Below are 20,406 nucleotides of genomic sequence, written 5' to 3' on the forward strand. Positions count from 1 at the left end.
CCGGGCGTGGCCCCGCATCCCCCCGTCTTACCGGAACTTGAGCATGACTGATTCCCGTCCCAGCGGCCGCCAGGCCGACCAGCTGCGCGAAGTGCGCATCGAGCGCGCCTTCACCCGTCACGCCGAGGGCTCGGTCCTGGTCAGCTTCGGTGAGACCCGCGTGCTGTGCACGGCCAGCGTGGAGAACCGCGTGCCGGGCTTCCTGCGTGGCAAGGGCGAAGGCTGGGTGACCGCCGAGTACGGCATGCTGCCGCGTTCGACCCACACCCGTAACGATCGCGAAGCCGCCCGCGGCAAGCAGGGGGGCCGCACGCTGGAGATCCAGCGCCTGATCGGCCGCACCCTGCGCGCCTGCATCGATCGCGGTGCGCTCGGCGAGCGCACCATCACGCTCGACTGCGATGTACTGCAGGCCGATGGCGGCACCCGTACCGCCGCGATCACCGGCGCGTACGTGGCCCTGGTCGACGCGGTGAACTTCCTGATCAAGCGCGGCGACATCAAGCGCAACCCGATCTTCGGTGCGGTCGCCGCCGTCTCGGTGGGCATCTACCGTGGCACCCCGGTGCTGGATCTGGATTACGCCGAAGACAGCGATTGCGATACCGACATGAACGTCGTGATGAACGACGGCGGCGGCTTCATCGAGCTGCAGGGCACCGCCGAAGGCCATGCCTTCCGCCGCGATGAGCTGGATGCGCTGCTGGCACTGGCCGAGAAGGGCATCAAGGATCTGTTCGCCGCGCAGCAGGCGGCCCTGGCCCAGGCATGAACCGTCGCATCGCCCTGACCACCCTGGTGGTGGCCGACTACGACGAAGCGATCGCCTGGTACACCGGCGCGCTGGGCTTCAGCCTGATCGATGACATCGACCAGGGCGACAAGCGCTGGGTGGTGGTCGGGCCAACCGACGGCAGCGCGGCCGCCTTGTTGCTGGCGCGCGCCAGCAACGACGAACAGCGCGCGCGGATCGGCAACCAGACCGGCGGCCGGGTCGGCTTCTTCCTGAACACCGATGATTTCTGGCGCGACCACGCGGCGATGACCGCGCGTGGCGTGACCTTCCTCGAAACCCCACGCGAGGAGGTCTACGCAACGGTCGCGGTGTTCCGCGACCTCTACGGCAATACGTGGGATCTGCTGGAGCCCAAGCAATGAAACTGGTCCTGGCCAGCGGCAACGCCGGCAAACTGAAGGAACTGCAGGCCATGCTCACCGGCCTGCCGCTGGAGATCGTGGCGCAGGGCGAACTGGGCGTCAGCGACGTGCCGGAAACCGGCCTGACCTTCGTCGAGAACGCGCTGATCAAGGCACGCCATGCCTGCCAGAGCACCGGCCTGCCTGCGCTGGCCGACGATTCGGGCCTGATCGTGGATGCGCTCGACGGCGCGCCCGGCCTGTACAGCGCGCGCTATGCCGGCAGCCCCACCAACGATGCGGCCAACAACGCCAAGCTGCTCGAGGTGATGCGCGACGTACCGGCCGAGCGCCGCAGCGCCCGCTTCTACGCGGTGATCGTGCTGCTGCGCCATGCCAATGACCCGCAGCCGCTGATCTGCGAAGGCAGCTGGGAAGGCGTGATCGTCGATGAACTGCGCGGCAGCCATGGCTTCGGTTACAACCCACTGTTCCTGGACCCGGTGCTGGCGCAGACCGCTGCTGAAATGGCGCCGGACCTGAAGAACGCGATGAGCCACCGCGCCAAGGCGCTGCAGCTGCTCAAGCAGAAACTGCCCGCCCTGCTCTGATGTCACACGACCACTGCTCCCACCTGCCCGGCGAAGCCTGCACCGGCGATCACGACCACGCCCCGCGGCTGGTGCCACCGCCGCTGGCGCTGTACGTGCACCTGCCCTGGTGCGTACGCAAATGCCCGTACTGCGATTTCAACTCGCATGCGGCCAAGGGCGAGCTGCCGTTCGAGGCCTACATCGACGTGCTGATCCGCGACCTCGACCAGGACCTGCCGCTGGTCTGGGGCCGGGTGGTGAGCAGTGTGTTCTTCGGTGGCGGCACGCCCAGCCTGTTCCCGCCGGAGGCGATCGACCGCTTCCTGCAGGCCGCCTCGGCCCGGCTGCGCTTCGCGCCGAACCTGGAAGTGACCCTGGAGACCAACCCGGGCACCGCCGAGCACGGGCGTTTCGATCGTTACCGCGCGGCCGGGGTGAACCGGATCAGTTTCGGCATCCAGACCTTCAACGACGAGGCGCTCAAGCGCCTGGGCCGCATCCACGACAGCACCGAGGCCGAGCGTGCGGTGAAACTGGCGCAGGACGCCGGCTACGACAACTTCAACATCGACCTGATGTATGCGCTGCCGCAGCAGACGCTGGCGCAGGCCGAGCATGACCTGGAGCGCGCCTTCGCGCTGCAGCCCACGCACATGTCGCACTACCAGCTCACGCTGGAACCGAACACCGTGTTCTTCGCGCGGCCGCCGCAGGGCATCCCCGACGAGGATTCGGCGTGGGACATCCAGGAGCACTGCCAGCAGATGCTGGCCGACGCCGGCTACGCGCAGTACGAGGTCAGTGCCTACGCCAGGCCCGGCCGGCAGAGCCAGCACAACCTCAATTACTGGCGCTTCGGCGACTACCTGGGCATCGGCGCCGGCGCGCACGGCAAGATCAGCAGCGGTGCCGAACAGCACGTGCTGCGCCGCTGGAAGCACAAGCACCCGCAGACCTTCATGGACACCGCCGGTACCGCGGCCTCGATCGGCGGCGACGATGTGATCAGTGCCGATCGCCTGCCGTTCGAGTACATGCTCAACCTGCTGCGCCTGCATGAGGGGTTCGGCCTGAAGGATTTCGAATCGCGCACCGGCCTGGACCGCGCGCAGATCGCCGCGCCGCTGGGCGTGGCCGTGGCCAACGGCTGGATGACCGTCAGCGGCGACCGCGCCACGCCGACCGAACTGGGCCGACGCTTCACCAACGACGTCGTCGAGCTGTTCCTGCCCTGAAGGCACGGCGCCTGCCTCAACGGTAGTGCCGGCCGCTGGCCGGCTACAGACATCCCGACCGTCCGTTATGGCGGGCATCCCGCGAAACCGTTAGATTCCGTGTTCTCAGGGGAGCTGGAAGAACATCGGATGTCTGCGCCCGCACCTTCGTCGTCCCAGCCCGACATGACCCGCTTCGCGGACGTGGCCGCACCGCCGCGCGTGCGCCGCCTGCTGGGGGCGCTGCACGGGCTGGCCGTGCAGACCCTTACCGCCCCGCTCAAGCTGACCATCGTGGAGCTCGAACGCGAACTGTTCCGCGACGCCGAACGCGCGCGCAACAGCCAGATCCAGGCCGACATATTTGCCCAGGCCCGCCAGCTGCACGAGGTCAACGCGCAGTTCGGCCCGCGCTTCCTGGACGCGCTGGCCGCCAGCCTGGCCACGCTGCGCGGCCCGCGCCATACCCAGCGCATCGTGCCGACCGACGTCTCCGTCCCGGCGACCGCGCTGACCCTGGTCAACGACACCGACGTGGACCGCGACATCGTGCTGGTGGACATCATCCGCCGCGAAGCCCAGCGCTCGGCCAGTGCCCTGCAGCTGCTTGGCCAGCGCTTCGGCGTGCTCGCCGCCGGACCGGCCTTCGATGCCGATGACCTGCCGTTCGGTCCGCAGGCGCTGTGCCGGATCGTGCGCGAGCTGGGCGAACAGTTCGCGCTGGGGCTGGAAACGCAGCTGGCGCTGTACCGCGTATTCGATCGGCAACTGCTGGAGCGGCTCGGCGAACTGCTGGAGCGCGCCAACATCCTGCTCGCGCACGAGGGCGTGCTGCCCGGACTCGTGTACACCCCGTACCTGGCGCGCTCGGCGACCACGCGCCGGATCATCACCGGGCCCGAACGTGGCCTGCCCGGCGCACGCGGAGGTGCCGCCGCGCGGCCGCTGACCGGCTGGAACGGCGGCGCGCCGAGCGCCGGCTGGGCGGCGATGACCCAGGAGGCCATGGCGATGACGGCGCCGGCCGCCGGCCCGGCCTTGAGCGCGCCCGGCGGTGACGCTGGCGCTGCACCTGCATCGTCGTCCGCCTCTGCGCCGGCCAGCAACGCCGCGCCTGCGACGGCGGACCTCGGCGCCCCGGCGATGTCGGCCCTGCACCAGTTGCTCGGCGCCGCCCGCCAGGCGCATGCCGCCGGCACGGTGCCGGGCGGCGACGCGATGGCGGTGCAGGCCGTCGCGGCGACCAGCGAGCTGCCCGGGCAGTCCGGGCAGTCCGGGCAGCCGACCGACAGTGCGTTTCTCGCCCCCGAATCCCCCACCGCACAGGCCGTGCCCGCCGAAGCCGTGCACGCCACGCTGGCCCGGCTGCAGAGCCAGGCCGTCGCTCCGGGGGGTGCCCGCCGCAGCATGGCCGACCTGCACAACGCCCTGCTCGCCCAGGTCCGCGCCGACCATGGCGCGCACGCCGCCCTGACGGTCAAGGACAGCGACACCTTCGACCTGCTCGACATGTTGTACGGGCAGATCCAGCGCGAGGTCCGGCCCGAGGCCGTGGCCGCCGACCTGCTGACCCGTCTGCAGGTCCCCGTCGCCCGCGCGGCCCTGTCCGACCCGGCCTTCTTCGTGCGCGACCAGCACCCCGCGCGCGAACTGCTCAATGCGGTGGCCGAGGCCGGCGCCAACTGGCTGGGCGAGGAGGACGTGGATCCGCAGCTGGTGCAGAAGCTGGGGCATGCCGTGGATCAGGTGGTCAACGAATACGACGGCGACGTCGCCGTGTTCGACACCGCCAACGAAGAGATCCAGCAGCACTTCCGCGCCCTCGCCCACAAGGCCGAACTGGCCGAGCGCCGTCATGTCGAAGCGGCCCGCGGCAGGGAGCGGCTGGAAGCGGCCAAGCAGCAGGCCAGCGCCAGCATCGAGCAGCTCTGCACGCAGGCCGCGCCGCCCCGCTTCGTGCAGGCGCTGCTGAAACAGGCGTGGTCGGATGTACTCACGCTCACCCTGCTGCGCAACGGCGAGACCTCGCCGCAGTGGCAGCAGCGCCAGCAGGAAACCACCCGGATCGCCGAGGTCACCTGCCTGGCGCCGGGCGCGGCCGAACGCGACGAGGCGCTGGGCACCCAGGTCGAGTCCGCGTTGCTGCAGGTCGGCTACCACCAGGACGAAGCGGCCGCGATCGCGCGCCGGCTGTCCACGCCCGGCGGTGCGGACGACAGCAGCTCGCGTACCGAACTCACCGCCCGCCTGCGCGCACGCACACGCCTGGGCGAACAGGCCGAGGCCAGCGATCCACGCAGGGTCGCCCCGCTGGCCCGCAGCACGGCCGAGGACGACTGCTATCGCCAGCTGCGCACGCTGCCGTTCGGCACCTGGTTCGAATTCACCACCAACCAGCAGGGGGATATCCGCCGGCAGCGGCTGTCCTGGTACAGCCTGATCACCGACAACGCCCTGTTCGTCAATCAGCGCGGGCAGAAAGTCGGCGAGCATTCCCTGGACGCACTGGCACGGCTGATGGCGCACGGCCAGGTGCGGATCGTCACTGAAGACAAGGGTCGGCTGATCGACCGCGCCTGGCAGGCCACGCTGCGTACGCTGCGTTCGCTGGCGGGCACCCCTGCGGAGAACGCCGAATGACCTCGCCCGATACCCGACGCGCACCCCGCCGCCAGGTGGCCGAGCTGGTGCCGGTGACCGACCGGATGGCCGAGACCGTGATCGGTCGGCTGGGCAATGTCTCCGAAACCGGCATGCTGATGCTGGCGTCGGTGCCGATGCAGGACGACGCGCTCTACCAGCTGCAGTTCACCATCACCGGCCCGCAGGGGCAGCCCTTGCTGATCGATGTCGGTGTGCACCTGCTGTGGAGCGAGCAGACCCATGCACCCGGCCAGGCCTGGGTGGGCTTCCGCTTCCTGACCCTGGCGCGCGAATCGCGCGAGCAGCTGCGGCAGTGGATCGCAGAGGAAACTTCGGCAGTCTGAGCGCCGGTTCCGGCACAGCGCCGAGGGCCCGATTGCGGCAGAATCTAGGGCTGCATTCCGCACTGTCAGCGAGCCTCATGCCATGAACCATCCAGACCTCGGCGCCCTGTATTCCCACCATGCCAGCGTGATGCGCCAGCGCGCCGACGAAGCGCTGGCCCGTGGCGGCTTCGATCATCTGGTGATTCCCAGCGGCACCCAGCATTACCAGGCATTCGATGATCGCGATTACCCGTATGCGGTCAACCCGAACTTCAAGGCCTGGCTGCCGCTGACCAAGCTGCCCAACAGCTGGCTGGTGTACACGCCGGGCCAGCGGCCCACGCTGATCTTCTACCAGCCCTTCGATTACTGGCACGTGGTGCCGGATGCGCCGAACGGCTGGTGGGTCGAGCATGTCGACATCGAGATCATCCGCACGCCGGACGCTGCGCTGGCACTGCTGCCCAAGGATCCCACCCGCTGCGCCATTCTCGGCGAGCCGCAGAGCGCGCTGGGCGCGTTCGTGCCGAACAATCCGGCACCGGTCATCGACTACCTGGACTGGCAGCGCGGCTACAAGACCCCGTATGAAATCGCCTTGATGCGCGAAGCGCAGCGGCTGGGCGTGCGCGGCCACCGCGCTGCCGAAGCCGCGTTCCGCGCCGGTGCCAGCGAATTCGAGATCCACATGGCGTATTGCCGCGCGGTCGGCCAGGACGCCAATGAACTGCCGTACGGCAACATCATCGGCCTCAACGAACATGCCGCCGTGCTGCACTACACCGACCTGGGCCGCAGCGCGCCGACCCCGCTGCGCAGTTTCCTGATCGACGCCGGCGCCAGTGCCCATGGCTATGCCAGCGACATCACCCGCACCTATGCCGCCAGCGGCCATGACGAATTCCAGGCGCTGATCGACGCGGTCGACGCGGCTCAGCAGCAGATGGGTGCCGGCGTGCGCGCCGGGGTGGACTACAAGCAGCTGCACATCGACGCGCACCTGTCGCTGATGGGCATCCTCAAGGACTTCGGCGTGCTCACCGTCTCGCCGGAGGCCGCGCTGGCCACCGGCGTGAGCGCGGCGTTCTTCCCGCACGGCCTCGGCCATCTGATCGGGCTGCAGGTGCACGACGTGGCCGGCTTTGCCGCCAGCGACCGCGGTGGCCGCATCGAGCGTCCGCAGGGCCACCCGTACCTGCGCATGACCCGCGCGCTGGAGCCGGGCATGGTGGTCACCATCGAGCCGGGCGTGTACTTCATCGACATGCTGCTGGACGAAGTGAAGCAGGCCGGCAACGGCGCCAGCATCAACTGGGACCGCGTGGACTTCTTCCGTCCGTATGGCGGCGTGCGCATCGAGGATGAAGTGCTGTGCACCGAAGGCGATGCCGACAACCTGACCCGGCCGGTGTTCGCGGCGGCCAGCTGAGGGGGAATGCGGGTGCCGGCCCACGGTCGGCACCACCCCGACAATCCCGACATCGCGGTAGTGCCGCACGGCCACCGGTGCCTTCGTCACGCACCCCGCAGCCACCCATGGGGTGGCTCTACCCTGAAGCGGATCAGCGCTTCGCCATGTCTTCTTCGATCTCATCGGCACTGCGTGCCAACGCAGCGGTCAGCACCTGATGGCCGTCCTCGGTGATCAGCACGTCGTCTTCGGTGCGGATGCCGATGCCACGCCAGCGCGCTTCCACGCTGCGGTCGTCCGGTGAGACATAGAGGCCCGGCTCGATGGTGAACACCATGCCCGGCTCCAGCATCCGCGAATCCCCGGCCAGCCGGTAATCGCCGACGTCGTGCACGTCCAGGCCCAACCAGTGTCCGGTCTTGTGCCGGTAGAACCGCTGGTAATGCGCTTCGGCGATGTTCTCTTCCAGCGTGCCCTTGAGCAGGCCCAGCCGCAGCAGGCCCTCGGTCAGGGTCTCCACCGCAGCCAGGTGGCCGGCTTCATAGGCATTGCCCGGGCGGGCCTGGGCCAGCGCCGCCGCCTGCGCCGCACCGACCAGGTCATGCAGCGCGCGTTGCTCGGCGGTGAAGCGGCCGTTGACCGGGAAGGTACGGGTGATGTCACTGGCGTATCCACGGTACTCGGCACCGGCATCGATCAGGACCAGATCGCCATCGTGCGAGCGCGCGTTGTTGTCGCGGTAGTGCAGGATGCAGCCGTTGGCACCGGCACCGACGATGCTGCTGTAGGCCGCGCACGCATCATTGGCACGGAACACACGCTCCAGGTCGGCCTGCAGTTCGTACTCGTGGATGCCCGGCCGCGCCACGTGCATCGCGGCACGGTGGGCCTGCACGCTGATGTCGGCGGCGCGCTGCATCACCGCGATTTCCGCGGTCGATTTGAACAGCCGCTGCTCGTGCAGCAGGTGGCCCAGCTCCAGGAATTCATGCGGCGGCTGCGCACCATGGCGCACCTGCGAGCGCACCCGGTTGACCCAGCCGATCAGCTTGAGATCGAACTCGGCATCGCGACCGAAGTGGTAGTACACCCGCGAGCGCCCTTCCAGCAGACCGGGCAGGATGTCGTCCAGATCGTCGATCGGGTAGGCGTCGTCCATGCCGTACTGCGACACTGCACCTTCCTGGCCGGCGCGCGCGCCATCCCAGGCTTCGCGGTCGGCGTCGCGCTCGCGGCAGAACAGGATCACCTCGCCATGGCGGCGGCCCGGAATCAGGACCAGCACGGCCTCCGGTTCCGGAAAGCCGCTCAGGTACCAGAAGTCCGAGTCCTGGCGGAACGGATAATGCGTATCCAGGCTGCGCACCCGCTCGGACGCGGCCGGCAGCACCAGGATCGCGTCATCGCCGGCCATTTCCATCAACTGCTGGCGACGACGCGTGTATTCGGCGGCGGAGATGCCGGTCAGCTGCCGGATATCCATCTCAGTTCAGACGCTGCCGATGGCGCGCGGCCATGACGCAGTCACCGTGCAGCAGCAGCACCGCCACGCGGATGAACTCCTCGATCTCGGCCAGTGCGTCTTCGTCATCGTCGTTGCCGCTTTCGAAGTCTTCGCTGGAGGCCTGGGCAAGCTTGGCCAGATCGGTCAGGGCCTCGTCGCCCTCTTCCGACAGCGCCGGGCGGTTCTGGCCCGAGCCGAGCCCGAAGCCCCCGAGGAACGCGCGCGCCCAGGTGAACAGCGCATCGGCCTGCTGAGCGGTGTCGCTGGCATCGCTCAGCAGCAGCTCGAACGCGAAGTCACGGTCTTCCAGCTGCGCCACGCTGGCATCGAGCAGCCGCGACAGCGCGTCGCCTTCGGCCGGGGTCGGCAGGTTGTCATCGGCCAGCACGCGGGCCGGCCATTCACGCACCGGCGCACCGCCGGCGGACAGCCAGCCGCACAGGCCGCCGTGCAGTTCAGCGGCGCTGGCGCCCAGGCCCAAGGCCTGGCTGGCCTGGTTTACGTCGTCGACACTCGGGAGTTCGGTCATCTTGGGGCTACGGTTTGTGAGCGCCACAGTGTAGCAATCCACCCGTGTCCACCGGGTTGCGATGGCCGCCACCGGGCCCCGCCCCGGTGCCCCGGGGCCGACCGCCCGCAGGCCCCGTCAATATTCGCTTGACCGCCCCATCCGCCCTTGCCTATCGTGCCGGACATGGAACCCGCCGATGCCATCGCCCAATTGCAGGCCTTCGCCGCCCGGGTGGAGGCGTTGCTGGAGCGCAACCAGCGCCTGGCCGACGAGAACCGCAGCCTGCGCCACCAGCAGGAGCAGCTGGTCGCCGAACGCTCCCAGCTGCTGGCCAAGAACGAACAGGCCCGCTCCCGGGTCGAAGCGATGATCACCCGCCTCAAATCCCTGGAGCAGCACACATGAGCCAGACCGAACCGGTCAGTGTCCGCATCCTGGATCGTGAATACACGGTGGGCGTGGGCGCGGAGGAACGCGAGAGCCTGACCGCCGCCGCCCGGCTGCTGGACGCCAAGATGCGCGAGATCCGCGGCAGCAACCGGATGGCCGCGGTTGACCGGGTCGCGGTGCTGGCCGCGCTGAACCTGGCCCACGAACTGCAGCAGCTGCGCGATGAGCATGCCCGCCAGGCGATCGCGCTGCAGCAGACCCTGGGCGATCTGAACCGCCGCCTGGATCGCGCCTTCGACGGCGCAGGGTGATCCACGGCGGGTTCCACGCGATGGCCGATCGCACAAGTACATCGCATGGCCTTCATCGATCTGAATTGACGTGCAATCCGACCGACGAACGGACTGGTCGAATCGCACAAGAGGGCTATAATCCTCGTCGCGTTCTCTGCTGTGAACGACGGCGTGTGCAAACATTCGCCTTGTCCCTTAATTACGACCACGGGTGCGCGACGGCGCCGGGAGTGCAAGTCCGCCTTGTAGCGGGAAGCCCGATGGAACCCCAGCGTACCCACTTGAACCCCGGGTTCAAGGTCGTTTCGCATGCATCGTCACGGCGGAGAATGCAATATTCCAGCAAGAGCGGCGTTCCCTTGGGACGTCGCTCTTGTTTTATCCGCTTCCCCCGCACGCTCCGGACCCAGGCATGACCGACCCGCGCTCCGCACTGCGCCAGCAGCTGCGCCAACGCCGCCGTGATCTCCCCGCCGCCGTGCGCCTGGCCGCCGCCGAACACTTGGCTGATGGCCTGCTCTCCCTTCCTTTCGCGCCCACCCAGGGCCACGTCGCCGGCTACTGGGCGATGGATGGCGAGATCGCGCTGCACCGTTGGCAGATGCAGTTGCCCGCCGGGCTCACCTACTGCCTGCCGGTGCTGCATGAGAAGACGCTGCGCTTCGCGCCGTGGCGCCCAGGCCAGGCGCTGACCGCCAACCGCTTCGGCATCCCCGAACCCGAGGTTGCGCTGGAGGACACGCTCGCGCCGGAACAGATGGCCTTGGTCGTGGCGCCGCTGGTCGGTTTCGACGCACAGGGCCGCCGGCTGGGCATGGGAGGCGGCTGGTATGATCGCAGCTTCGCATTCCGCCACCAGCGCCCGGCGCCGCCGTGGCTGGTCGGGGTCGGCTTCTCGGTCCAGCAGGTCGATGACCTGCCGGTACAACCGTGGGACGTCGCGGTGGATGCGATCTGCACCGACGTCTCCACCCTTGTCTGCGTACCGACCGATGGTCGGCACCTACAGTAATCAAAGACTCCGCATGACCGCACGCAAGCGCTACTGGCTGATGAAGTCCGAACCGGACGCCTTTTCCATCGATGATCTGCAGCGCGTAGGCCGCGAGCCCTGGAACGGCGTGCGCAACTACCAGGCGCGCAACTTCATGCGCGACGGCATGAAGGTCGGCGACGGGGTGATGTTCTACCACTCCAACACCAAGGTGCCGGGCATCGTCGGGCTGGCCACGGTGGCCAGCGAGGCCTACCCGGACGACACCCAGTTCGATCCCAAATCGGACTATTACGATTCCAAGGCGACCTGCGAAGAACCGCGCTGGATGCTGGTGGACGTCGCCTTCGAGCGCAAACTGCGCGACACCATTTCGCTGGACGAGATCAAGCTGCACGCCGATGCGCTGGGCGAAGGGTTCCCGTTGACCGCGCGCGGCAACCGCCTCTCCATCCTCCCGGTGACCGCCGCGCAGTGGAAGCTGCTGCTGTCGCTGGAAAAGCACTGACCCCCTTTCCTCCAAGAGTTGCCCGCCATGTCCGAAGCCAAGCGCCTGGCCGCTGAAAAAGCCATTGAATACGTCGAAGACGGCATGATCGTCGGGGTCGGTACCGGCTCGACCGTCGCCTACTTCATCGACGCCCTGGCCAAGATCCAGCACCGCATCAAGGGCGCCGTGTCCAGCTCGGACCAGAGCACCGCACGCCTGAAGCAGCACGGCATCGAGGTGTTCGAGCTCAACCACACCGGCACCCTGTCGCTGTACGTGGATGGCGCCGACGAGTGCGACGGCAACAAGAACCTGATCAAGGGCGGCGGCGCCGCGCTGACCCGCGAGAAGATCATCGCCGAGGCCAGCGAGCGCTTCGTGTGCATCATCGACCCGAGCAAGCAGGTGAAGGTGCTGGGCAAATTCCCGCTGCCGGTGGAAGTGATCCCGATGGCGCGCAGCCTGGTCGCCCGCCGCATCATGGACATGACCGGCGGCCAGCCGGCGTGGCGTGAAGGCGTGGTCACCGACAACGGCAATGTGATCCTGGACATCCACCACCTGGAAATCACCGATCCGGTGAAGCTGGAGCGCGAGCTCAACCAGCTGCCGGGCGTGGTGAGCGTGGGCCTGTTCGCACGCCGTCCGGCCGATGTGGTGATCGTGGGCGGTGAGCCGCCGATCGTGATCTGATCCCCTGGCCGTCGCCCCGCGACGGCCGCCCCAACGAGGCACTCCCATGTCCCTGCTGCGCCTGCTGCCCCTGCTCCTGCTGCTGACCCTCGCCGGCTGCGCCAGCACCAACGCCCGTCACTGGGTGGAACTGGACGGCAACCGTTACCACGTTGAACTGGCCACCAACGATGACACCCGCGCCCGCGGCCTGATGTTCCGCGACCAGATGCCGGACGACCACGGCATGCTGTTCATCCACGAACGCGAAGAGCTGCAGGCGTACTGGATGAAGAACACCAAGATCGCCCTGGACATCCTGTACTTCGATGCGCAGCGCCGCCTGGTCAGCCAGCAGCGCGACGTGCCGCCGTGCTCGGCCGGCGATCGTTGCCCGCCCTACCCCAGCAGCGAGCCGGCCCGTTACGTGCTGGAACTCAACGCCGGGCAGGCCGAGAAGATGGCGCTGAAAGACGGCACCGAACTGAAGTTCGGCCCCGGCATCGCCGACGACAAGTAAAACTAGTCTGATAAACGCGCCGCGCCCTTGAATCGCGGCGCGTTTGTCGCCAGTCTTGTCCCATGCAGGGGCAGATCACATTGCCGACGTGGGAATCGCTGGCCGAGCTGGACGACGAGGCGCTGCCTCTGTTGCCGACCGCGCTGCTGATCGCCCGGGACGAATACCCGGACCTGGACCCTGCCGTCTACGACGCGGTCCTGCAGAGCCACGCCGACCACCTGCGCACCGAGATCGCCACGATCGACATGTGGCCGCTGAAGATCGCCGCGGTCAACCGCCACCTGTTCGACGAGCTGGGCTACAGCGGCGACCATGGCGAGTACTACGATCCGCGCAACAGCTATCTGAACCAGGTCTTCGAACGCCGCCTGGGCAACCCGATCTCGCTGGCACTGGTGCAGATGGAAGTCTCGCGCCGGCTCGGCATCCCGCTGGACGGGGTGTCCTTCCCCGGCCACTTCCTGGTGCGCCTGCCGCTCAACGACGGCGTGCTGGTGATGGACCCGTTCAACGGGGGCCGCCCGCTGGGGGTGGAAGAACTGCGCGAACGCGCGCGCTCGCACCTGGGCGGTGAAGTGCCCGACGACGACGTGCTGGCGCAGATCCTCGACCCGGCCCCGGCGCGCGCGATCCTGATGCGGATGCTGCGCAACCTGCATGGCGTGTACGTCGAACGGGGGGAATGGGACCGCGCCGCGCGCAGTGCCGACCGCCTGCTGAAGCTGGCGCCCGAGCAGGACGACGCCCTCCGCGATCGCGGCATGGCCTACCTGCAGCTGGATTACGAGGCCGGCGCGCGCAGCGACCTGGGGCTGTACCTCAAGCGCAATGCCAAGGCCAGCGACGCCCAGTTCGTGCGCGAGAAGCTGGTCGGGCTGGGTGGTGCGGTGCCGCGCCTGCACTGAGCGCGCCGTGACGGCCGCCAGGCGATGACGCCGGGTCGTGCCTCAGTCGACTTCGACCATCTCGAAATCATCCTTGGTCACGCCGCAGTCCGGGCAGGTCCAGGTATCGGGAATGTCTTCCCAGCGCGTGCCCGGGGCGATGCCCTCTTCCGGCAGCCCGTCTTCTTCCCGGTACAGGAAGCCGCAGACAACGCACATCCAGGTGCGGAAGGTGGTGGCGGTAGCGTCGGTCATCGGATAATCACGGCGAGACAAGAGCTGACAGTGGTCATTGTCCCACTCCCGTTGCGCTACCGGTAGCCATTGATGAATCACGCTTCAGCCCCCACGCCGCCCCGCGGCGTCTACCTCATCACCCCCGACGAGCCCGATACCGCGCGGCTGCTGGCGCGCACCGCGCCGCTGCTGGCGGCGGGCGCGACCTGGCTGCAGTACCGCAACAAGACCGCCGACACCGCGCTGCGCCGCGCCCAGGCGGCGGCGCTGCAGGGTCTGTGCGAGCCCTACGCGGTGCCGTTGATCATCAATGACGACGTCGCCCTGGCCCAGGCGGTCGGTGCGGCCGGCGTGCACCTGGGCGAGGACGATGGCGATATCGCCAAGGCCCGCGCCCTGCTTGGCCCGGATGCCATCATCGGCGCGTCCTGCTATGACACGCTGGCACTGGCCGAGCGCGCGGTTGCCGCGGGCGCCAGCTACGTCGCCTTCGGGGCCTTCTTCCCCAGCACCAGCAAGGCCACCACCCGCCGGGCGCCACCGGACCTGCTGCGGCAAAGCGCCGCACTGGGCGTACCGCGGGTGGCGATCGGGGGGCTGACCCCGGACAATGTGGGACTGCTCATCGCTGCCGGCGCCGATCTGGTCGCCGTCATCAGCAGCGTGTACGCCGCGCCCGACCCGGTCGCCACGCTGCACGCCTACCTTGCTTGCTTCCAGGAATCGACCGCATGAACCACGACCAGTCCCACGCCCTGTTCACCCGCGCCCAGAAGCTGCTCCCGGGCGGCGTCAACTCGCCGGTGCGCGCGTTCAAATCGGTCGGTGGCGAGCCGTTCTTCGTGCAGCGCGCCGATGGCCCGTACCTGTATGACGTGGACGGCAACCGCTACATCGATTACGTCGGCTCCTGGGGCCCGATGATCGTCGGCCACAACCACACGGCCGTGCGCCAGGCGGTCAAGCAGGCGATCGGCAACGGTCTGTCGTTCGGCGCGCCCTGCGAAGCCGAAGTGACCATGGCCGAGACCCTGACCCGGCTGGTGCCCTCCTGCGAGATGGTGCGCATGGTCAACTCCGGGACCGAGGCCACGCTGTCGGCGATCCGGCTGGCGCGCGGCGCCACCGGCCGCAGCCGCATCGTCAAGTTCGAAGGCTGCTACCACGGCCACGGCGACTCGTTCCTGGTCAAGGCCGGCAGCGGCATGCTGACCCTGGGCGTACCGACCTCGCCGGGCGTTCCCGCGGGCCTGAGCGAACTCACCCTGACCCTGCCGTACAACGATTTCGATGCGGCCACGGCGCTGTTCGCCGAACAGGGCGAGCACATCGCCGGCCTGATCATCGAACCGGTGGTCGGCAACGCCAACTGCATTCCGCCGCGCGAGGGCTACCTGCAGCACCTGCGCGCGCTGTGCACGCAGTACGGCACGGTGCTGATCTTCGATGAAGTGATGACCGGCTTCCGCGTGGCCCTCGGTGGCGCGCAGGCGCATTACGGCGTGACCCCGGACCTGACCACCTTCGGCAAGATCATCGGTGGCGGCATGCCGGTGGGCGCTTACGGCGGTCGCCGCGAGCTGATGTCGCAGATTTCCCCGGCGGGCCCGATCTATCAGGCCGGCACCCTGAGTGGCAATCCGGTGGCGATGGCCGCGGGCCTGGCGATGCTGGAGCTGGTGCAGGAACCGGGCTTCCATGATCGCCTGGGCGCCGCGGCGGCACGCCTGTGCACCGGGCTGGAAGCCGCCGCCGCCGAGGCCGGGGTTGCGGTGACCACGACCCAGGTCGGCGCGATGTTCGGCCTGTTCTTCACCGATCAGAAGGTGGAGACCTACGCCCAGGCGACCGCCTGCGACATCGCCGCGTTCAACACCTTCTTCCACGCGATGCTGGAGCGCGGCGTGTTCCTGGCGCCATCGGCCTATGAGGCCGGGTTCCTGTCCAGCGCCCACGACGACGCCATCATCGATGCGACGCTGGAGGCAGCGCGCGAAGCCTTCAAGGTCGTGAAAGGCTGACAAAAACGGGGACGGAGGTAATTAATAACCACCTCCGTCCCTGTTATTCCGTCCCTGTTATTCCGTTGGTCGTCACCTCGTCTACCGACCAACGGTCGGTACCTACCCGCCGTTCGCTGTCGGAGTTCAACCGAACACGAAGCGGCCTTTCATCATCGCGAAGTGGCCCGGGAACGAGCAGAAGAACGTGTAGTCGCCGCCTTTGGTCAGCTTGGCGGTGGAGAAGGTGACGCTGGTGGTCTGCCCACCGCCGATCACCGACGTGTGCGCCAGCACGCGTGCATCGCCCTTGGGCAGGTAGCTGTCGGCCAACGTCGCGCGCATGCCGGCCATCGCCACCGGCTGGTAATCGGCCGTGCGGGTCAGCACCCAGTTGTGGCCCATCGCGGTCGCGGCCAGCTTGCCGGTGTGGCGCAGCGTCAGCTTCACCTGGGTGCAGTCCGCTGCAACCTTGAGTTCCTTCTGGCTGAAGCTCATCTGGTCGGTGCTGTCGAGGGCGATCGCGCAGACACGCGCATGGGCGGCCGGGGCCAGCATCAGGCCGGCGAGCAACACGGGGGCAAGCAGTTTCAAGGCGATCTCCATCGAGCAGTCCCCGCGATTCTAGTGACCGCCCGTGCAGGCGACGTGCGACGCGATGTCGCAGCGCAGCCCCCGGCTGGGTTACGGTCAGCCTTGGACCTGGACGAGACTCCCCCGATGCCCCCTGCGATCGAGTGCCTGCTGCTGGATTTCGATGGCGTGCTGGTGCGCTATGCACGGCATCTGCGCGTGCGCCATCTCGCCGCGAGCATCGGCTGCAGTGCGGCGCAGGTGCAGGCGGCGCTGTTCGACAGTGGGCTGGAGCGCGCCTACGACAGCGGCATGGCGACGGACGCGTACCTTCAGCAACTGGGTGACGCGCTGCAGACCACGATCAGCATCGCGCAATGGCAGGCGGCGCGCATCGCGGCGTGCACACAGGAATCAGGCGTCATCGAGCGTGTGGCACGGATCGCCCGGACGTTGCCGATCGCGATCCTGACCAACAACGGCGAATTGATGGCACGGACGATTCCGCAGCTGCTGCCGACCTTGGCCGATGCCCTGCACGGCCGCATCCTGTGCAGCGGTGCACTGGGCGGGCGCAAGCCGGACCCGGCGATATTCACCCAGGCAGTGGAACGGCTCGGCGCGCGCGCCGATCGCACGCTGTTCGTCGATGACCTCTTCGTCAACGTGCGCGGTGCGCGGCAGGCAGGCCTGCAGGCCGAGACCGCGACGGACAGCCGCGCGTTCGGCAAGGTCATGAAACGGTACACCCTGCGGTAGAGCCGACCAACGGTCGGCTCTACCGCAGGGGACTTCGATCAGCGCGACGCGATGAACGAAGCGACCGCTGCGCGAAGCCGCTTCAGGCCTTCGGCGATTTCTTCATCGGTGATGTTCAGCGACGGCACGAAGCGCAGCACGTCCGGGCCCGCCTGCAGGGTCAGCAGGCCGTGGTCGGCGGCGTGGTCGAGGATGGGACCGGCCTGGCCGGCGAAGTCCTTGTCCAGCACCGCGCCCAGCATCAGGCCGCGGCCGCGGACCTGGCTGAACACCTTGAACTCGTCGTTGATCCTGCCCAGGCCATCGCGCAGCGCCTGCGACTGGCGGCTGACGTTGTGTGCGATCTCGGGCGAGGACAGCTTGCGCAGCGCCACGCGGGCTACGGCCGCGGCCAGCGGGTTGCCGCCGAAGGTGGTGCCATGCGCGCCGAACTGCATCACCTCGGCGACCTTCGGGCCGGCCAGCATCGCGCCGATCGGGAAGCCGCCGCCCAGCGCCTTGGCCAGGGTGACGATGTCGGGCGTGATGTTGTCCTGCCAGTGCGCGAACAGGGTGCCGGTGCGGCCCATGCCGACCTGGATCTCATCGAGCACGACCAGGGCATTGTGCTGGTCGCACAGCTCGCGCACGCGCTTCAGGAAGCCCGGCTTGGCCGGCATCACGCCGCCCTCGCCCTGGATCGGCTCGAGCATCACCGCGGCGACATCGCCGGCGGCCATCGCGGTTTCCAGCTGCACCTCATCGTTGAAATCGACATAGCGGAAGCCACCGGGCAGCGGCTCGTAGCCCTCCTGGTACTTCGGCTGGGCGGTGGCGGTCACCGCGGCCAGGGTGCGCCCGTGGAAGCTCCCGCGGAAGGTCACGATCACGCGCTGGTGCGCCGGGCGGCCCAGCGAGGAGGCCCACTTGCGGACCAGCTTGATCGCCACTTCGTTCGCTTCGGCGCCGGAATTGCACAGGAACACGCGCTCGGCGAAGCGCGAGGCGGTGACCAGCTCTTCGGCCAGGCGCAGCGGCGGTTCGCTGTAGAACACGTTGCTGGTGTGCCAGAGCTTGCCGGCCTGCTCGATCAGCGCCGCGGTCAGGTCCGGATCGTGGTGGCCCAGGCCGCACACGGCGATGCCGGCGGCCAGGTCGATGAACTCGCGGCCCTGGGTGTCCCAGACGCGCGCGCCCTGGCCGCGCTCGAGCACCACCTGGCGCGGTTTGTAGACCGGCAGGTAGTAATGCGACAGGGACAACAGCGGATCGGTGGCAGCGGCGGTCATGGCGGTCGGGGGCTCGGGAAAGATCCCATTCTCGCGCTTTGGGCCGGTGGGGCACAATGCGGGCCATGCGACCGTTCACCGCCCCCCAGCTCAACCCCGCCACCGAGTCCGGCTGGCGCCGCCAGTGGTTCGACATCATCTACCGCCACGACACCCGGCCCTCGCGCAATTTCGACCTGCTGCTGGTCTACGCGATCATCGCCAGCGTGGTGGTGGTCATGTTCGACAGCGTGCAGCGCTTCCACGCGGCCTATGCCGACTGGCTGTACGTGCTCGAATGGGGCTTCACGATCCTGTTCACCGGCGAATACCTGCTGCGGCTGGTGGTGGTCAAACGCCCGCTGCGCTACGCATTCAGCATCTGGGGCATCATCGACGTGGCGTCGATCCTGCCGACCTACCTGTCGCTGTTCATCCCCGGCGCGCAGAGCCTGCTGGTGGTGCGCGCGCTGCGCATCCTGCGGGTGTTCCGCATCCTCAAGCTGACCCGCTACATCGAAGAGAGCGGCGTGCTGATGGAGTCGCTGTGGCGCAGCCGCCGCAAAGTGCTGCTGTTCCTGTTCACGGTGATCACCATCACCATCATCGCCGGCACCATGATGTACGTGATCGAAGGCCCCAACCACGGCTTCACCAGCATCCCCAGCAGCATGTACTGGGCGGTGGTGACCATGGCCACGGTGGGCTTCGGCGACATCGTGCCGCAGACCGTGCTCGGCCGCTTCGTCACCTCGGTGCTGATCCTGATCGGCTACAGCATCATCGCGGTGCCGACCGGCATCTACACCGCCGAACTGGCCAACACCATGCGCGATGCCGAGCATGCCGCGCGCCGGGATGCACGCGGGTGCCCGCACTGTGGCCTGGAAGGCCACGAACCGGATGCCGTGCACTGTCGCCATTGCGGCGACAAACTGCCCCCGGTGTTCAACGTCTGATCAGCGCGCGGCGGGCCGCCAGGCAGCCCGCCGCGTGACCGCTCAGCGTGCGCCGCTGGACTGTGCCAGGCGGTTGCTCATGTCGACCAGGTCGTTGTAGCTGACCAGCAGCGCTTCGGCCGAGCCCTGCGGGTTGTTGACCCGCCCGCCGCTCTCGATCAGCATCTGCTCGCTGCGGGTGTACGGCTTCCTGGATTCCACGCGCTCAATGCGGCGACCGGCATCGCGGGCCAGCGCATCGGCCGCACGCTCCACGTGCCCCCACATCGCATCGCCCTTGCCGACCTTGTCATCCTGCGCCTGCTGCAACAGGGCCTGGAACGCAGCGAGCTGGGTGCGCGCGACCGCCAGATCCGGGGTCTCGCTGTTGAGCAGCTGGGTCAGCTGCTTGCCATCGCCGAGGATCTTGATCTGGTAGTACGCCAGCGAGCGGCCTTCGGAGGCTTCAATCTCCTTGAGCTGTTCCGCGCGACGTTCGTCTTCGCGCTTTTCCAGCGCGGCATCCAGTGCGGTGCCTGCGTCGAAGAAGGCCATATAGGCTTTCATCAGCGGCGCATGCTGGGTGCGCATCCCGGCATGATCGTCGCGCAGGTAGTCTTCACGGCTGTAGTAACGGTCGGCCTGCTCGATCAACGCATACAGGTCGACGAACGTCTTCTGGTAGTTGCGTGCCGCCGGATCCAGTGCCGGCTCGGCCGGCGTCATCGCGAGCGCAGCGACCATCGGGGCATTGCACGCGTCCACACGATGCGACAGCACCGTACCCGGCCCACGCACCTTTTTCTCGTTGCCGGTCGGGCCGGCTTCCGGATCCTGCATCCAGCCGATGTACTGCTGGAAGCCTTCATGGATCGGCTGTTCGACGGCGTTGAAGCAGGCGATGTAGGCGTTCACCTTATCCACGCCCTGGGTATCGGCGACGCTGCCCGGGCCCTTGCTGCAGGCGCCGAGCAGGCTGATCAAGGTGATGGCGGCGGCAAGCGGCGCGGTCCGTGTGCGAAATGACATGCGAGTGTCCATACAAAGAGGGGCACGCACCATACCAG

24 protein-coding genes and 1 other RNA gene are annotated in these 20,406 nt (G+C 68.1%); 19 read left to right on the top strand and 6 right to left on the bottom strand.

Annotation, left to right across the window (positions count from 1 at the left end):
* The first annotated feature begins 43 nt into the window (after nt 1-43).
* The 7 genes from rph (at nt 44) to pepQ (ending at nt 7,342) form a co-directional block, all read left to right on the top strand.
* On the top strand, nt 44-772 hold the full coding sequence (gene rph, locus AB9O74_RS02075; protein WP_176988322.1) for a ribonuclease PH: 729 nt from the start codon (nt 44-46) through the stop codon (nt 770-772).
* Nucleotides 769-1,158, top strand: coding sequence for a VOC family protein (locus AB9O74_RS02080; RefSeq protein WP_179460176.1), 390 nt, complete (start codon nt 769-771; stop codon nt 1,156-1,158). Before rph ends, AB9O74_RS02080 begins: the two co-directional genes overlap by 4 nt.
* Nucleotides 1,155-1,748: an RdgB/HAM1 family non-canonical purine NTP pyrophosphatase gene (rdgB, locus tag AB9O74_RS02085; RefSeq protein ID WP_369348218.1), complete on the top strand. Its 594-nt coding sequence runs from the start codon at nt 1,155-1,157 to the stop codon at nt 1,746-1,748. Before AB9O74_RS02080 ends, rdgB begins: the two co-directional genes overlap by 4 nt.
* Complete coding sequence (hemW, locus tag AB9O74_RS02090) at nt 1,748-2,965, top strand: radical SAM family heme chaperone HemW (protein WP_369348219.1); 1,218 nt, start codon at nt 1,748-1,750, stop codon at nt 2,963-2,965. The genes rdgB and hemW overlap by 1 nt, the downstream gene beginning before the upstream one ends.
* Nucleotides 2,966-3,094: 129 nt before the next feature.
* Nucleotides 3,095-5,584 carry a DUF1631 domain-containing protein gene (locus tag AB9O74_RS02095; RefSeq protein ID WP_369348220.1) on the top strand — a complete coding sequence of 830 codons (2,490 nt, stop codon included), beginning with the start codon at nt 3,095-3,097 and terminating at the stop codon, nt 5,582-5,584.
* Complete coding sequence (locus AB9O74_RS02100; protein ID WP_346479248.1) at nt 5,581-5,931, top strand: PilZ domain-containing protein; 351 nt, start codon at nt 5,581-5,583, stop codon at nt 5,929-5,931. Before AB9O74_RS02095 ends, AB9O74_RS02100 begins: the two co-directional genes overlap by 4 nt.
* 82 nt (nt 5,932-6,013) lie before the next feature.
* The gene (pepQ, locus tag AB9O74_RS02105) at nt 6,014-7,342 is read left to right on the top strand and encodes a Xaa-Pro dipeptidase (protein ID WP_176988317.1); all 1,329 of its coding nucleotides are present in this window, start codon (nt 6,014-6,016) and stop codon (nt 7,340-7,342) included.
* 133 nt (nt 7,343-7,475) lie between these two features.
* Here the strand turns inward: pepQ and AB9O74_RS02110 are convergent, their stop codons facing one another.
* Together AB9O74_RS02110 and AB9O74_RS02115 are read right to left on the bottom strand one after the other, a co-directional pair.
* Nucleotides 7,476-8,801: an aminopeptidase P N-terminal domain-containing protein gene (locus AB9O74_RS02110; RefSeq protein ID WP_346489439.1), complete on the bottom strand. Its 1,326-nt coding sequence runs from the start codon at nt 8,799-8,801 to the stop codon at nt 7,476-7,478.
* Nucleotides 8,802-8,808: 7 nt separating this feature from the next.
* Entirely contained in the window at nt 8,809-9,357 is a 549-nt protein-coding gene (locus tag AB9O74_RS02115; protein WP_176988316.1) for a UPF0149 family protein, read from the bottom strand.
* A gap of 165 nt (nt 9,358-9,522) precedes the next feature.
* On the opposite strand from AB9O74_RS02115, the gene AB9O74_RS02120 reads away from it, so the two are divergent.
* The 8 genes from AB9O74_RS02120 (at nt 9,523) to AB9O74_RS02155 (ending at nt 13,606) form a co-directional block, all read left to right on the top strand.
* Nucleotides 9,523-9,744 carry a TIGR02449 family protein gene (locus tag AB9O74_RS02120; RefSeq protein ID WP_019183857.1) on the top strand — a complete coding sequence of 74 codons (222 nt, stop codon included), beginning with the start codon at nt 9,523-9,525 and terminating at the stop codon, nt 9,742-9,744.
* Nucleotides 9,741-10,040 carry a cell division protein ZapA gene (locus AB9O74_RS02125; RefSeq protein WP_176988315.1) on the top strand — a complete coding sequence of 100 codons (300 nt, stop codon included), beginning with the start codon at nt 9,741-9,743 and terminating at the stop codon, nt 10,038-10,040. The genes AB9O74_RS02120 and AB9O74_RS02125 overlap by 4 nt, the downstream gene beginning before the upstream one ends.
* A gap of 130 nt (nt 10,041-10,170) precedes the next feature.
* Nucleotides 10,171-10,355: non-coding RNA, 6S RNA (ssrS, locus tag AB9O74_RS02130), on the top strand.
* Between the two features lie 79 nt (nt 10,356-10,434).
* Entirely contained in the window at nt 10,435-11,034 is a 600-nt protein-coding gene (locus tag AB9O74_RS02135) for a 5-formyltetrahydrofolate cyclo-ligase (protein ID WP_369348221.1), read from the top strand.
* Between the two features lie 13 nt (nt 11,035-11,047).
* On the top strand, nt 11,048-11,524 hold the full coding sequence (locus tag AB9O74_RS02140) for an EVE domain-containing protein (protein WP_369348222.1): 477 nt from the start codon (nt 11,048-11,050) through the stop codon (nt 11,522-11,524).
* Nucleotides 11,525-11,551: 27 nt separating this feature from the next.
* Nucleotides 11,552-12,199: a ribose-5-phosphate isomerase RpiA gene (rpiA, locus tag AB9O74_RS02145; protein WP_369348223.1), complete on the top strand. Its 648-nt coding sequence runs from the start codon at nt 11,552-11,554 to the stop codon at nt 12,197-12,199.
* Between the two features lie 46 nt (nt 12,200-12,245).
* A complete protein-coding gene (locus AB9O74_RS02150) occupies nt 12,246-12,698 on the top strand; it encodes a DUF192 domain-containing protein (protein ID WP_176988311.1) in 453 nt (150 codons plus the stop codon).
* 62 nt (nt 12,699-12,760) lie between these two features.
* Nucleotides 12,761-13,606 carry a SirB1 family protein gene (locus AB9O74_RS02155; RefSeq protein ID WP_176988310.1) on the top strand — a complete coding sequence of 282 codons (846 nt, stop codon included), beginning with the start codon at nt 12,761-12,763 and terminating at the stop codon, nt 13,604-13,606.
* Nucleotides 13,607-13,648: 42 nt separating this feature from the next.
* On the opposite strand, the gene AB9O74_RS02160 is transcribed toward AB9O74_RS02155, so the two are convergent.
* Nucleotides 13,649-13,840, bottom strand: a complete 192-nt coding sequence (locus AB9O74_RS02160) for a rubredoxin (protein ID WP_037553342.1) — start codon at nt 13,838-13,840, stop codon at nt 13,649-13,651.
* A gap of 72 nt (nt 13,841-13,912) precedes the next feature.
* Between AB9O74_RS02160 and thiE the strand changes: the two genes are divergently transcribed.
* Entirely contained in the window at nt 13,913-14,557 is a 645-nt protein-coding gene (thiE, locus tag AB9O74_RS02165; RefSeq protein WP_369348224.1) for a thiamine phosphate synthase, read from the top strand.
* A complete protein-coding gene (gene hemL / locus AB9O74_RS02170) occupies nt 14,554-15,843 on the top strand; it encodes a glutamate-1-semialdehyde 2,1-aminomutase (protein ID WP_179460164.1) in 1,290 nt (429 codons plus the stop codon). Before thiE ends, hemL begins: the two co-directional genes overlap by 4 nt.
* 126 nt (nt 15,844-15,969) lie before the next feature.
* Here the strand turns inward: hemL and azu are convergent, their stop codons facing one another.
* Entirely contained in the window at nt 15,970-16,428 is a 459-nt protein-coding gene (gene azu, locus AB9O74_RS02175) for an azurin (protein ID WP_369348225.1), read from the bottom strand.
* Nucleotides 16,429-16,542: 114 nt separating this feature from the next.
* Here azu and AB9O74_RS02180 point away from each other — a divergent pair, with 114 nt between their 5' ends.
* Nucleotides 16,543-17,154 (top strand): HAD-IA family hydrolase, encoded by a 612-nt coding sequence (locus AB9O74_RS02180; RefSeq protein WP_369348226.1) that lies wholly within the window; start codon nt 16,543-16,545, stop codon nt 17,152-17,154.
* 38 nt (nt 17,155-17,192) lie between these two features.
* Here AB9O74_RS02180 and AB9O74_RS02185 read toward each other — a convergent pair whose 3' ends face one another.
* Nucleotides 17,193-18,422, bottom strand: a complete 1,230-nt coding sequence (locus tag AB9O74_RS02185) for an acetylornithine transaminase (RefSeq protein ID WP_319208477.1) — start codon at nt 18,420-18,422, stop codon at nt 17,193-17,195.
* Between the two features lie 65 nt (nt 18,423-18,487).
* On the opposite strand from AB9O74_RS02185, the gene AB9O74_RS02190 reads away from it, so the two are divergent.
* Nucleotides 18,488-19,360, top strand: coding sequence for an ion transporter (locus tag AB9O74_RS02190; protein ID WP_176988304.1), 873 nt, complete (start codon nt 18,488-18,490; stop codon nt 19,358-19,360).
* 42 nt (nt 19,361-19,402) lie between these two features.
* Here AB9O74_RS02190 and AB9O74_RS02195 read toward each other — a convergent pair whose 3' ends face one another.
* Nucleotides 19,403-20,368 (bottom strand): YiiG family protein, encoded by a 966-nt coding sequence (locus AB9O74_RS02195; RefSeq protein WP_369348227.1) that lies wholly within the window; start codon nt 20,366-20,368, stop codon nt 19,403-19,405.
* Between the last annotated feature and the right edge of the window lie 38 nt (nt 20,369-20,406).

Source organism: Stenotrophomonas sp. JAG2, assembly GCF_041080745.1.
Taxonomy (GTDB): Bacteria; Pseudomonadota; Gammaproteobacteria; order Xanthomonadales; family Xanthomonadaceae; genus Stenotrophomonas; species Stenotrophomonas maltophilia_AA.

What these genes read in the sequence shown, in the direction of transcription:
- AB9O74_RS02155 (WP_176988310.1), top strand. Translation starts at nt 12,761, where the DNA reads ATGCAGGGGCAGATCACATTGCCGACGTGGGAATCGCTGGCCGAGCTG.
- AB9O74_RS02095 (WP_369348220.1), top strand. Translation starts at nt 3,095, where the DNA reads ATGTCTGCGCCCGCACCTTCGTCGTCCCAGCCCGACATGACCCGCTTC.
- hemW (WP_369348219.1), top strand. Translation starts at nt 1,748, where the DNA reads ATGTCACACGACCACTGCTCCCACCTGCCCGGCGAAGCCTGCACCGGC.
- AB9O74_RS02140 (WP_369348222.1), top strand. Translation starts at nt 11,048, where the DNA reads ATGACCGCACGCAAGCGCTACTGGCTGATGAAGTCCGAACCGGACGCC.
- AB9O74_RS02160 (WP_037553342.1), bottom strand. Translation starts at nt 13,840, where the DNA reads ATGACCGACGCTACCGCCACCACCTTCCGCACCTGGATGTGCGTTGTC.
- AB9O74_RS02080 (WP_179460176.1), top strand. Translation starts at nt 769, where the DNA reads ATGAACCGTCGCATCGCCCTGACCACCCTGGTGGTGGCCGACTACGAC.
- AB9O74_RS02195 (WP_369348227.1), bottom strand. Translation starts at nt 20,368, where the DNA reads ATGTCATTTCGCACACGGACCGCGCCGCTTGCCGCCGCCATCACCTTG.
- AB9O74_RS02190 (WP_176988304.1), top strand. Translation starts at nt 18,488, where the DNA reads ATGCGACCGTTCACCGCCCCCCAGCTCAACCCCGCCACCGAGTCCGGC.
- thiE (WP_369348224.1), top strand. Translation starts at nt 13,913, where the DNA reads ATGAATCACGCTTCAGCCCCCACGCCGCCCCGCGGCGTCTACCTCATC.
- AB9O74_RS02115 (WP_176988316.1), bottom strand. Translation starts at nt 9,357, where the DNA reads ATGACCGAACTCCCGAGTGTCGACGACGTAAACCAGGCCAGCCAGGCC.
- azu (WP_369348225.1), bottom strand. Translation starts at nt 16,428, where the DNA reads ATGGAGATCGCCTTGAAACTGCTTGCCCCCGTGTTGCTCGCCGGCCTG.
- AB9O74_RS02150 (WP_176988311.1), top strand. Translation starts at nt 12,246, where the DNA reads ATGTCCCTGCTGCGCCTGCTGCCCCTGCTCCTGCTGCTGACCCTCGCC.
- AB9O74_RS02135 (WP_369348221.1), top strand. Translation starts at nt 10,435, where the DNA reads ATGACCGACCCGCGCTCCGCACTGCGCCAGCAGCTGCGCCAACGCCGC.
- AB9O74_RS02125 (WP_176988315.1), top strand. Translation starts at nt 9,741, where the DNA reads ATGAGCCAGACCGAACCGGTCAGTGTCCGCATCCTGGATCGTGAATAC.
- AB9O74_RS02180 (WP_369348226.1), top strand. Translation starts at nt 16,543, where the DNA reads ATGCCCCCTGCGATCGAGTGCCTGCTGCTGGATTTCGATGGCGTGCTG.
- rph (WP_176988322.1), top strand. Translation starts at nt 44, where the DNA reads ATGACTGATTCCCGTCCCAGCGGCCGCCAGGCCGACCAGCTGCGCGAA.
- AB9O74_RS02120 (WP_019183857.1), top strand. Translation starts at nt 9,523, where the DNA reads ATGGAACCCGCCGATGCCATCGCCCAATTGCAGGCCTTCGCCGCCCGG.
- AB9O74_RS02100 (WP_346479248.1), top strand. Translation starts at nt 5,581, where the DNA reads ATGACCTCGCCCGATACCCGACGCGCACCCCGCCGCCAGGTGGCCGAG.
- AB9O74_RS02185 (WP_319208477.1), bottom strand. Translation starts at nt 18,422, where the DNA reads ATGACCGCCGCTGCCACCGATCCGCTGTTGTCCCTGTCGCATTACTAC.
- pepQ (WP_176988317.1), top strand. Translation starts at nt 6,014, where the DNA reads ATGAACCATCCAGACCTCGGCGCCCTGTATTCCCACCATGCCAGCGTG.
- hemL (WP_179460164.1), top strand. Translation starts at nt 14,554, where the DNA reads ATGAACCACGACCAGTCCCACGCCCTGTTCACCCGCGCCCAGAAGCTG.
- rpiA (WP_369348223.1), top strand. Translation starts at nt 11,552, where the DNA reads ATGTCCGAAGCCAAGCGCCTGGCCGCTGAAAAAGCCATTGAATACGTC.
- rdgB (WP_369348218.1), top strand. Translation starts at nt 1,155, where the DNA reads ATGAAACTGGTCCTGGCCAGCGGCAACGCCGGCAAACTGAAGGAACTG.